Raw genomic sequence first — 11,597 nt, 5'->3', positions numbered from 1 at the left:
CACCTGAGAGTCAGTTGTTGTCGCTGTCTTTGTTGTCGACGCGGTAGCCGAAGCTGAACCCGACGCCCTGGAACAGCACCACGTCGGCCAGTTGCCGGGCCAGTTCGCCGGCGCTGGCCAGCTTGGTTTTCGGCACGTAGAGCATGTCTTCCGGTTGCAGGTAGGCGATCTGCGAGGCATCGCCCGCCAGGGCTTTTTCCACGTCGTAGTGACGGGCTTCGACCTGGTTGCCGTTGCGACGCATGATCACCACCGAATCCAGGCGCGCCTTGACGTTGGAGCCGCGGGCCAGGGTCAGCGCCTCGAGCACCGAGACCGGGCGGCGGATCGGGTAGGAGCCCGGCTGACCGACTTCGCCGAGTACGTAGATCTCGTTGCCGGCGGTGGACTTGAGCAGCACATCGACGGTCATGCGTCCCGGCAGTTGCGCGTACTTCTTATTGAGGAACGCTTCGAGCTGATTGACCGTCATGCCCTGCAGCGGCACCGAACCGATTTCCGGAAAGCTGGCGTAGCCGTCGGTGCCGACGGTGATCTCGCGGCTCATGCCGGTGGCGGGGTGGTTCAGCGCGCTTTTCAGATTCTGCTCGTTGGTCAGCGGGCTGATGATCTGCACGGTCAGCTGGTTGCGGTTGGGCTGGAACAGCGCCTTGCGGTTATAGGCACGCTGGATTTCCTGGCGCGCTTCGTCGCTGGTCAGCCCGGCGATTTTCACCGACGTGTTGGCTCCCGGCAGTTCGATACTGCCGTCGGGCAGCACCAGCTGATTGCCGTTGAGCTGGCTGGCGGCGGTGAAGTTAAGGCCGACCTGATCACCGGACTGGATGCGGTAGGCATCCGAGCCGCTGGTGCTGATGTGGAAGATCACGTCCAGCACGTCTTGCGGGCGCAGGGTCTGTTCGACCTTGGGCATGTCGGTGGCCTGGGCGTTGGCCGGCGCGGCGGTCAGAATCTGCACCGGCATGCTGCGGGTATCTGAAGTGCTGGTGCAACCCGCAAGCGGCAGCAACAGCAGGACAAGCATCTTGGCGTTCATAAGCGTCATCCTTTCTGGCGGTTGCTTACAGGTTTTTGTACAGCCACTTGGGCATGTAGTACTTGCGCCGGTTGAACACGCTGCCGACCAGCGTCGCGCCGGCCTGGGTCAGGCGCTGTGCCGCGGCCTGGGCAACTTCCCAGCGGGTGTCTTCGCAACGCACGACCATGATCACGCCGTCAACCTGGGTGCTGATGACCAGGGTGTCGGCAGCCGAATAGACCGCATCGCCGTCGATCACCACGAAGCGATAGCGGCTGCCCAGGTCGTCGAGCAGATGGCTCAGTCGTTCCGGTGTCAGATGCTCGTTACTGCGTGGAAAGCGGCCTGCCGGCAATACGTGGAAGGGCAGACTGGACACGTCCACCACACAGTCCTGCAGCAAGGGCGGGTTCTGGGTGTTGAACAGCAGATCGTGCAGACCGCGCTCCTTGGTCAGCCCCAACTGCTGCGAAAGGTTGCCGGCTGACTGGCTGGCGTCCACCAGCAGCACCTTGCCGCTGCTCATCTGGGCCAGTTGACCGGCCATGGCCATGGCACTGGTGGTCGTGCCCGCGCCGGGGTTGGCGGCGGTCAGCAGCAGGATGCGCAGATCCTGGTCGAGCACCGTGGATGTCAGGTTGGATTCGCTTGGGTTGGCGATGTCGAGACTCTTTGCAGTTGAACCGTCCATTAGCTTGCTCCGTGGCCGCTGAATACTTTGAAGGGGGTTTTCAACAGGATCTTCAGATCAAGCAGCAGGCTCTGCTCGGCGATGTAGCTGAGGTCCAACTCAACGCGCTGGTCGAAGTCGATATTGCTGCGCCCGGATATCTGCCACAGACCGGTCATGCCGGGGTAGATGCTCAGACGCGCCAGATGGTTGTCCTTGTAGCGGCAGGCATTGAACGAGGTGGGCCTGGGGCCGACCAGGCGCATGTCGCCGGTGACCACATTGATCAGGTTCGGCAGCTCGTCGAGGCTGGTGCGGCGCAGGAAGCCGCCGATACCGGTAATGCGCGGGTCGTTGTCGATCTTGAAATCGATGGCGTCGGCGCCGTGCTTGTTGAGGTAGCGCAGAGATTCCTTGAGCTCCTCGGCGTTGGTCACCATGGTGCGGAACTTGAACATGCCGAACACGCGGCCGCGGTAACCGGTGCGTTTCTGTACGAACAGCACCGGTCCCGCACTGGTGCGTTTGATCGCCAACGCCAGGCCGATCAGCAAGGGGGAAGCCAGCAGCAGGATCACCAGCGCACCCAGGCAGGAGAGCACACGATTGGTCCGCGACAAAGTCCATGGCCGCGCGCCGTCGCGGCCGGTCACCCAGCCTCGGCCCTGCATGTGGATCGCCGCGTCAAGGCGCATTCGTTGCTCCGGATCCAGGCGCTTGTCTCTGCGCAGTTGTTGCAGCGGTATGCCTTTTTCGAGTCCAGTCATGGTGTCCTCCACACGCTTGCGCCACGAGCGCCTTGGGCGTTGGGCAATGGGTAGTAGTCGCGGAACCAGGCAACGAAACGTCCCAGTCCCTCATCCAGCCCGATCCGTGGCTGGAAACCGGTGGCGCGCGCCAGGTCGCCGGCATCTGCGCAGGTGTCGAGCACATCTCCCGGCTGTAGCGCCAGCAACTCGACCAGGGCGGTTTGCCCCAGGTGTTTTTCCAGCAGCGAGAGGTAAGTCTTGAGCTCCACCGGCTGCTGACCGCCGATGTTGAAGATCCGCCAGGGCGCCATGCTGCTGGCCGGGTCCGGTTGTTCCCGGTTCCATTCGGGGTTGGCTTGCGGCGCCTGATCGATCAGGCGCGCAATGCTTTCGATGATGTCGTCGATGTAGGTGAAATCGCGGCGGTGTGCGCCGTGGTTGAACAGCTTCACCGGTGTGCCTTCGGTGATCGCCCGGGCGAACTGGATCGGCGACATGTCGGGCCGTCCCCATGGGCCGTACACCGTGAAAAACCGCAGGCCGCTGCAGGGAATGCCGAACAGATGGCTGTAGCTGTGCGCCATCAGTTCATTGGCTTTCTTGGTCGCCGCGTACAACGACAGCGGATGATCGACACCGTCACTGACCGAGTACGGCGTACGCTGGTTGGCGCCGTACACCGAGCTGGACGAGGCATAGATCAGGTGCCTGACCGGATGCCGGCGGCAGCTTTCGAGCACGTTCAGGAAGCCGTTGAGATTGCTGTCCAGATAGGCCCGGGGATTGTCCAGGGAATAACGCACCCCGGCCTGCGCCGCGAGGTTGATCACCACCTCGGGCCGTTCGCGGGCAAACAGGGTTTCGATGGCTTGAGCATCGGCCAGGTCAATCGGTGAGAGCTGGAAAGGACCGACCTGTCCGCACACCCAGCGCACCCGGTCGTGCTTGAGTTGCGGATCGTAGTAGTCGTTGAAATTGTCCAGCCCGATCACCTCGTGCCCGTCGCGCTGCAGACGCAATGCGCAGTGGGCACCGATGAACCCGGCCGCGCCGGTCACCAGGATTTTCATGGGCGCAGCACCTGAGGCAGGATGTGGCGCAGGCCGATGCCGCTGTAGTTAAGGCCCGCTGCCGCAACATGTTCCGGGTTGTAGAGATTGCGTCCGTCGATGATCACCCGCGAGCGCAGCTTGGTCGCCAGATGGTCGAAATCGACCACGCGGAAATTTTTCCATTCAGTGCAGATCACCAGCGCGTCGGCGTCTTCCAGGGTGTCGTCGCGGGTGGCGCACAGGTGCAGGTCATTGCGATAACCGTAGAGGCGCCGGCATTCGGCCATTGCTTCAGGGTCATACGCTTGTACGCTGGCACCTTCGGCCCACAACGCATCCATCAGGTAACGGCTGGGCGCTTCGCGCATGTCATCGGTATTGGGTTTGAACGCCAGTCCCCATATCGCGATGGACTTGCCGGCCAGCCCCTCTGGAAATTGCGCCTTGAGTTTGCTGAACAGGATGTGGCGCTGACTGTCGTTGACGTCGGTGACGCTGCGCAGCAGGCGCAACGGCATGCCGTTGTGTTCAGCGGTGTGCAGCAGGGCGCGCAGGTCCTTGGGAAAGCACGAACCGCCGAAGCCGCAACCGGGGTAGATGAAGTGGTAACCGATGCGCGGGTCCGAGCCGATGCCTTTGCGCACCGCTTCGATGTCGGCACCGAGCAGTTCGGTGAGGTTGGCCAGTTCGTTCATGAAGCTGATGCGCGTGGCGAGCATCGCATTGGCGGCGTACTTGGTCAGTTCGGCGCTGCGGTTGTCCATGAACATAAGCTTTTCGCGGTTGCGGCAGAAGGGCGCGTACAGCTCGCTCATCTGCTCGCACGCGGTGTCGTCGCTGGTGCCGATGATGATCCGGTCCGGGCGCATGCAGTCGGCCAGGGCGCTGCCTTCCTTGAGAAACTCCGGGTTCGACACCACGCGCACCTGCAGCGAATCCTTTTCGCGGCGGTGCAGTTCCTGGCGGGCGGTGGTCGCCACCTGATCCGCCGTGCCGACCGGAACCGTGGACTTGATGATCAGGGTGCGGTCGGCCTCCATGAAGCTTGCGATCTGCCGGGTCACTTCCAGCACGTGGCTGAGGTCGGCGGATCCGTCCTCATCGGCCGGAGTGCCGACTGCGATGAAAATCAGATCGCCGTGTTCGACGGCGTCACTGGCCTGAGTGGAGAACAGCAATCGCCCGGCCTTGATGTTTTCTTCCAGCGTGCTGGACAGCCCCGGTTCACTGATCGGTGGTACGGCCGATTGCAGTTGCCGGATCTTGTTTGGATCGATGTCGACACACAGGACGCGATGTCCCACATCGGCCAGCGCCGCTGCCTGTATCAGGCCAACGTAGCCCGTACCAAATACGCTCACGTCCATATCGGCCGCCTCGTAAGTCGGTTGAAAGAGATCAAAAATGGGGAAGACAAAAGGGGTATAGCGCAGCTGTGGAAAAGCATTACAGCCACATGACATGTAAAACGGGTAATACATCCCCCAGCTTTGGGGCCAATTGCCATCAAACGCTTGTCCCTGCTGGGTTTGCCTCGAAAAGCTGCGTCAAAAAAAAATTTCAATAAAACGATGGACGGTCGAAAGTGTTGAATTTAAAGGTTTGTAACAACTTTAGTGTGTCAGAAATGAATCAAACGGTTTTTTGACGCTTACGTTCCTTTCATCGGATTCTTTGCTCTCGGCTGGCACAGTGCTAGTTTCAAAAAATGGCCGGCAAGTTTCTGTCGTCCCCGTCATTGGGTGGTCGAGCGAATGATCAGGTATCTCAAAGAAATTTTAATGGCTGTCAGTTTTGCCACTCATTATGACTATTACTTTAGTCGTATCAGTGCGCTGGGCGTTGGTTTCCCGTTGATGCTGTTTGGCGGCATGTTTGTCGTTTTGACCGTGGCACTGTTGATGGCGGCCTATGTACGCCAGACACTGATCCGCCATTGCCTGGCGCTGGTGATCTTTGCCTCGGCAGTGTTTTTCGACGTGTATTCACGGGTGACGGCCGACTACCTGACCTACAGCAGTTTCGTCTCGCTGGTTTATTCGGGCGGGTTCATCGAAGAGGCGCTGTATCAGTACCGCGATGCGATCATCAGCGGTGTACTCACGAGCCTGCCGTTGCTCGTGGGCATCGCTCTCAAGCCACGCCGCCGTGCACCGGTGCCGGGGGCATGGCTGGTGGCGGCACCGTTGATGGCCACCCTTTTGCTCAGCGCGGTGTTGTTCGTGCGTGCGGGAGAGGGCGCGCGGGGATTGCCGTTCATGTACACGCCACTGGCCTACCTGAACCTGTTCGCCTATGAGGCCCTGCACAATACCGTTGGCCCGCGCGAACCGGTCACGCTGGCGCGCACCGGGCAACCGGTCAGCCACGACATCGTGCTGGTGATCGACGAGAGTGTTTCGGGCAACTACCTGGATATCAACACTCCCTACGGCGTGCACAGCAACCTCAAGGAGCCGCGTCCTGGCGTAGATATTTTCAACTTCGGCTACGCCGCCTCGATCGCCAACTGCAGCGTCGACACCAACGTGACCCTGCGCTACGGCGGTACCCGCGCCGACTATGTGCGCATCAACAGCACCCTGCCTTCGATCTGGCAGTACGCGAAAAAAGCCGGGATGCACACGGTCTACATCGATGCGCAACGCACCGGCGGCCACTTGCAGAACCTGATGAGCGAAACCGAGAAAAAGGACATCGACCAATTCGTCCAGTTCGACCAGACCAGCGTGCGCGAACGCGACATGGCGGTAGCGGCGAAAATGATCGAATTGCTCAACGACGATCAGCCGCAACTGGTGATCGTCAATAAGGTGGGTGCACACTTCCCGGTGCACGATAAATACCCTGACGGATTCATGGCTTATCGTCCGACCTTGCCCAGGGGGCAGTTCGTCGAAGTCGCGGACTCGGGGGAGCGCGACGGCTTCAATGGCCAGCCCGACGACTGGGTGCTGTACCGCAACGCCTACAAGAACACGCTGCTGTGGAATGTCGGCGAATTCTTTTCCCGGGTGTTCGCCCAGGCGAATCTGAACAATGCTTTGCTGATCTACACCTCCGACCACGGACAGGATCTGCATGAGCGCGGCAATCCGGGGCTGAACACCCATTGCGGCGGCGCGCCGGTAGCCGAAGAGGGACTGGTGCCGCTGGTGGTGATTCAGGGCAGCGGCCTGAAAACCCTGGACTGGCAGGCACACTTGGCCGACAACAAGGACCGCTCCAGCCACTACAACATCTTCCCGACCTTGCTGCAGTTGATGGGCTACGACCTGGCTGCGGTGCAGGCGCAGTACGGCAAGCCACTGAGCGAGCCGACGGCGGATGAGTTCACCTTCAACTACCGATTCAATGCGCGGTTGGGCGCGAGTCCGGAATGGAAGCACATCGATTTGCAGAACATTGTGGTGCCGGAGAAGGCGCCGACGAGTGTGGCGGTGGGGCAGTGATTTTTCGCTGAATCCAGCATTCAATTGCGAGCAGGCTAGTTCCCACAAATGATCGATTCGAGGTCCGGATGAGCACAACCCTGTAGCAGCTGGCGAAGCCTGCGTCCGACTGCGAAGCGGTCGTCACTCCGACACGTAAGATTTCGAGCCTTGAGACGACTGCTGCGCAGCCGGACGCAGCCTTCGGCAGCTGCTACATGGTTTCGCGGATGTCCGCAAAGAACGCTTCACCTGCGGCCTTCGCCCTCCGCTATCCTAGGCTCACTCCCGTCAGCGAGCCTTCCCCATGCTTGAAGTGCAGGGCGTCTTCAAAAGCTACGCCACTCCGCAGGGCCCTTTGCCGGTGCTGCAAGGTGTCGACTTGCGTCTCAAACCCGGCAGCAGCCTGGCGTTGATGGGCGAGTCGGGCAGTGGCAAGAGCACCTTGCTGCACCTGATTGCCGGGCTGGACAAGGTGGATCGCGGCAGCATCCGCAGCGGCGAACATCGGCTGGAGCAGATGAGCGAAGGGCAACTGGCGAATTGGCGGCGCACGGAAATCGGTCTGGTGTTCCAGCAGTTCAACCTGATCGGCAGTTTGCGCGTGGAGGACAATCTCGCGTTTCAGGCGCGTCTGGCAGGGCGCCATGATCCGCGCTGGCAGGCGCATCTGGTGCAGCGCCTGGGTTTGGCCGATGTGCTCAAGCGCTATCCGGAACAACTCTCCGGCGGCCAGCAACAACGGGTCGCCCTGGGCCGAGCCCTGGCCTCGCAACCGAAACTGCTGCTGGCCGACGAACCCACCGGCAGCCTCGATGAAGCCACCAGTGCCGAAGTGCTCAAGCTGCTGCTGGAACTGCTCGACGACAGCCCCACCACCTTATTGATGGTCACCCACAGCCCCAGCGTCGCCGCGCGGCTGGCGGAAAAAGTGGTGTTGCATGGCGGTCGTCTGGCCGGTGTGGACGGGCGCTGAGATGCCCATCTTCCGCGAGACCCTGCGAGCGCTGCTCAGCCACTGGCGCCAGCACCCGGTGCAGTTTTTCAGCGTGCTCACCGGATTGTGGCTGGCCACCAGCCTGCTGATCGGCGTGCAGGCGCTCAACAGTCAGGCGCGCGAAAGCTACGCCAGGGCCAGCCAGTTGATCGGCGGCGAACCCCAGGCCAGCCTCAGCGCTCTTGCCGGCGCGACCTTTCCTCAGCAATGGTTCATCGACCTGCGCCGCGCCGGTTGGCCGGTGTCGCCGGTGTTGCAGGGGCGGGTGACGCTCAAGGGTCATGAGGATCAGCGTCTGCAACTGATGGGCATCGAGCCGGTGTCGTTGCCGGCGGGCGGCGTGGTGGCCGGGCAGAGCATGGCCATCGATCAGGTGGTCGAGTTCTTCACCCCGCCGGGCAGCACCTGGATTTCTCCGCAGACCTTGCAGGCGCTGGGACTGAAGGAAGGCGATCGCCCGCAGGCGCTGAACGGCCAGGCGCTGCCCCCCTTGAAAGCGCAAACGGACATGGCCCCTGGGCTGTTGCTGGTGGACATCGGCTTCGCCCAGCAGATCCTCGAACTGCCGGACCAGCTTTCGCGCCTGCTGCTGCCCAAGGATTTCACCGCGCCATTGCCTGACCCGTTGAAAGGCCAGTTGCAATTCAAAAGCAGCGGCGAAGAAAACAATCTCGCGCGCCTGACCGAAAGCTTCCACCTGAACCTCGACGCGCTCGGCTTTCTGTCGTTCGTGGTCGGGCTGTTCATCGTCCACGCCGCCATCGGCCTCGCGCTGGAGCAGCGTCGCGGCCTGCTGCGGACCCTGCGCGCTTGCGGAGTCAGTGCGCGGATGCTGATCGGCTGTCTGGCGGTGGAACTGGCGGCGCTGGCGCTGATCGGTGGCGTGGCCGGGGTGGTCAGCGGTTATCTGCTGGCCAGCGTGCTGTTGCCGGATGTCGCCGCCAGCCTGCGCGGCCTGTACGGCGCCGAAGTGGCGGGGCAGTTGACCCTGAGCCCGTTGTGGTGGCTTGGCGGCGTCGGGCTGGGGCTGCTCGGCGCCTTGCTCGCCGGGGCCAACAGTTTGTGGCGGGCGGCGCGCTTGCCACTTTTGGCATTGGCCGATCCGCAGGCCTGGCATCAGGCCCATGCACGCTGGTTGCGGCGCCAGGCCTGGGTAGCGACGCTGGCCCTGGCAATCGCGTTGCTGGCGTTGTTGCGCGGTGACAGCCTGGCCAGCGGTTTCGTGTTGATGGCCGCGCTGTTGCTGGGCGCCGCTTTGGCGTTGCCGGTGGTCCTCAATGCCGTGCTCGACGGCATGTTGGGGCACAGCCGTTCGGTGCTCGGTCAGTGGTTCATCGCCGATTGCCGCCAACAATTGCCGGCCCTGAGCCTGGCCCTGATGGCGCTGCTGCTGGCCCTGGCGGCGAACATCGGTGCCGGCAGCATGACCGCCGGTTTCCGCGAGACCTTCAACAACTGGCTCGAACAACGGCTGACCGCCGAGCTCTACCTCAACCCGCAAAACCCGACCCAGGCCCTGGAACTGCACAGCTGGCTAAAGCAGCAGCCGCAACCCACGGCGGTGCTGCCCAACTGGCAGGTGGCGGTCCAGGTGCAGGGCTGGCCGACGGACATCTTCGGCGTCATCGATCACCCGACCTATCGCCAGCACTGGCCGCTGCTCGAAGCCTTGGGCGACGCGGCATGGGAGCGCCTGGCCGCTGACGACGCGATGATGCTCAGCGAACAACTGGCCCGGCGCCTCAAAGTGCAACTGGGCGATCATCTGACGATCGACACGCCCAACGGCCCGTGGTCGCCGCGCATCGTCGGGATCTACGCCGATTACGGCAATCCCAAGGGTCACATTCTGGTCAACGTCAGGCACTTGCTGCGCGGCTGGCCGCAGCTGGCGCCCAATCGTTTCAATCTGCGCATCGAGCCGGCGTTGATCGCGCCTTTTGTCACGACGTTGCAAGCGCGTTTCGCCCTGGAAGACAGTCGTATCGTCGATCAGGCCCGGCTCAAGGGTTGGTCCACCCAAGTGTTCGAGCGCACCTTCGCCGCCACCGCCGCCCTCAACAGCCTGACGCTCTGCGTGGCCGGAGTGGCGCTGTTCATCAGCCTGCTGACGCAAAGCCAGAGTCGTCTCGGGCAACTGGCGCCGCTGTGGGCGCTGGGGGTGACGCGCCGGCAACTGATGCTGCTCAACCTCGGCCAGACCTGGTTGCTGGCGCTGCTGACCTTGGTGCTGGCGTTGCCATTGGGCATCGCTCTGGCCTGGTGCCTGGACGCGGTGATCAACGTCCAGGCCTTCGGCTGGCGCCTGCCGTTGCGGCTGTTTCCGCTGCAACTGCTGCAGTTGATGGGGCTGGCGGTGGTGGCGACCTTGCTGGCTTCGGCGTGGCCGCTGTACGCCTTGTATCGCACGCAGCCGGCGGATCTGTTGAGGACGTTTGCCCGTGAGGATTAAGTGCGCGCTGTGGCTGCTGGCCTTGTTGATCAGCGGCTGCGATCAACCGGCGCCCGAGGAAGAAGGCTTCGCCGGGCTGGGCAATCAGGCGGCGGCATTCACTCCCGTGGTGCCCGGTCGAGTGTTCAGCTTCCCGGCGGATCACGGCCCCCATGACGGCTTTCGCATCGAATGGTGGTATGTCACCGCCAATCTCAAGGACGAGCAGGGCAACGAATTTGGCGTGCAGTGGACGCTGTTTCGCAGCGCCCTGAAAGCCACGCCCGAGGTGGCGGGCTGGGAGAACCAGACCCTTTGGCTCGGGCACGCGGCGGTGACTTCGGCGACGGTCCACCATGCCGCCGAACGTTATGCCCGTGGTGGCGTGGGCCAGGCCGGGGTGAGCCTGACGCCGTTCAATGCGTGGATCGACGATTGGCGCTTCGCCAGTCAGTCGAGCGACGCCGATCCGCTGGCGGATCTGCAACTGAGCGCCCGGGACAAGGATTTCGGTTATCAACTGCGGCTGACGACGGATCGTCCGCTTGTGCTGCAAGGGGAGCAGGGCTTCAGCCAGAAATCCGAGCAGGGTCAGGCGTCGTATTACTACAGCCAGCCGTTTTTTCAGGCCAGCGGCAGCCTGGAGATCGACGGCAAGGTTCATCAGGTCAAGGGCGCTGGATGGCTTGATCGCGAATGGAGCAGCCAGCCGCTGACCGCCAATCAGACCGGTTGGGACTGGTTTTCCCTGCATCTGGACAGCGGCGAGCAGGTGATGCTCTATCGCATGCGGCACAAGGACGGCGCGCCTTACCTGACCGGCACCTGGATCGACGCCCAGGGCGGGACGCAGATGCTGCACAGTGCCGACATCCAACTCACCCCACAGGACACCGCCCGCGTCGCCGGGCGGTCGATGCCGGTACGCTGGGCCATCCGGATTCCGGGCAAACACCTCGACATCGTCATCGACGCCCTCAACCCCAACGCCTGGATGGATCTGCGCATCCCCTACTGGGAGGGCCCCGTACGCCTGAGCGGCAGCCACGGCGGGCAGGGTTACCTGGAAATGACCGGCTATTGAATCACCACCGTCACTGTAGGAGCGAGCATGCTCGCGATGGAGGCCAACGATAACGCGGGAAACCTGTCACCCCGCGGTGTCCATGCGTTCTTCGCGAGCAAGCTTGCTCCTACAGGGTTTGGTTAGTCGACGAATGGCGAGGTATTTGGAACGAAGAATCAGCTG

General features: G+C 62.5%; 9 protein-coding genes. 4 read left to right on the top strand and 5 right to left on the bottom strand.

The features are described from left to right. Positions 1-10: 10 nt before the first annotated feature. Genes K9857_RS09150 through K9857_RS09130 form a run of 5 tightly spaced genes read right to left on the bottom strand, consistent with a single transcriptional unit; the run spans position 11 to position 4,856 of the window. Positions 11-1,036 carry a polysaccharide biosynthesis/export family protein gene (locus tag K9857_RS09150; RefSeq protein WP_224535051.1) on the bottom strand — a complete coding sequence of 342 codons (1,026 nt, stop codon included), beginning with the start codon at positions 1,034-1,036 and terminating at the stop codon, positions 11-13. A 25-nt stretch (positions 1,037-1,061) separates the two neighbouring features. After that, positions 1,062-1,709 carry a CpsD/CapB family tyrosine-protein kinase gene (locus tag K9857_RS09145; protein WP_224535050.1) on the bottom strand — a complete coding sequence of 216 codons (648 nt, stop codon included), beginning with the start codon at positions 1,707-1,709 and terminating at the stop codon, positions 1,062-1,064. Then, entirely contained in the window at positions 1,709-2,455 is a 747-nt protein-coding gene (locus tag K9857_RS09140) for a sugar transferase (protein ID WP_224535048.1), read from the bottom strand. The genes K9857_RS09145 and K9857_RS09140 overlap by 1 nt, the downstream gene beginning before the upstream one ends. Next, positions 2,452-3,507, bottom strand: a complete 1,056-nt coding sequence (locus tag K9857_RS09135; protein ID WP_224535046.1) for an NAD-dependent epimerase — start codon at positions 3,505-3,507, stop codon at positions 2,452-2,454. Before K9857_RS09135 ends, K9857_RS09140 begins: the two co-directional genes overlap by 4 nt. Continuing rightward, positions 3,504-4,856, bottom strand: coding sequence for a UDP-glucose dehydrogenase family protein (locus K9857_RS09130; protein WP_224535045.1), 1,353 nt, complete (start codon positions 4,854-4,856; stop codon positions 3,504-3,506). Before K9857_RS09130 ends, K9857_RS09135 begins: the two co-directional genes overlap by 4 nt. A gap of 387 nt (positions 4,857-5,243) precedes the next feature. Here K9857_RS09130 and K9857_RS09125 point away from each other — a divergent pair, with 387 nt between their 5' ends. The 4 genes from K9857_RS09125 (at position 5,244) to K9857_RS09110 (ending at position 11,432) form a co-directional block, all read left to right on the top strand. Continuing rightward, entirely contained in the window at positions 5,244-6,941 is a 1,698-nt protein-coding gene (locus K9857_RS09125) for a sulfatase-like hydrolase/transferase (RefSeq protein ID WP_224535043.1), read from the top strand. A gap of 286 nt (positions 6,942-7,227) precedes the next feature. Further along, complete coding sequence (locus K9857_RS09120; RefSeq protein ID WP_224535041.1) at positions 7,228-7,896, top strand: ABC transporter ATP-binding protein; 669 nt, start codon at positions 7,228-7,230, stop codon at positions 7,894-7,896. A 1-nt stretch (position 7,897) separates the two neighbouring features. Beyond that, entirely contained in the window at positions 7,898-10,369 is a 2,472-nt protein-coding gene (locus K9857_RS09115) for an ABC transporter permease (RefSeq protein ID WP_224535098.1), read from the top strand. Beyond that, entirely contained in the window at positions 10,359-11,432 is a 1,074-nt protein-coding gene (locus tag K9857_RS09110; protein WP_224535038.1) for a lipocalin-like domain-containing protein, read from the top strand. Before K9857_RS09115 ends, K9857_RS09110 begins: the two co-directional genes overlap by 11 nt. The last annotated feature ends 165 nt before the right edge of the window (positions 11,433-11,597 follow it).

It is taken from the genome of Pseudomonas sp. REP124 (genome assembly GCF_020164475.1).
GTDB lineage: Bacteria > Pseudomonadota > Gammaproteobacteria > Pseudomonadales > Pseudomonadaceae > Aquipseudomonas.
This window is presented reverse-complemented; position numbering and strand designations above follow the sequence as displayed.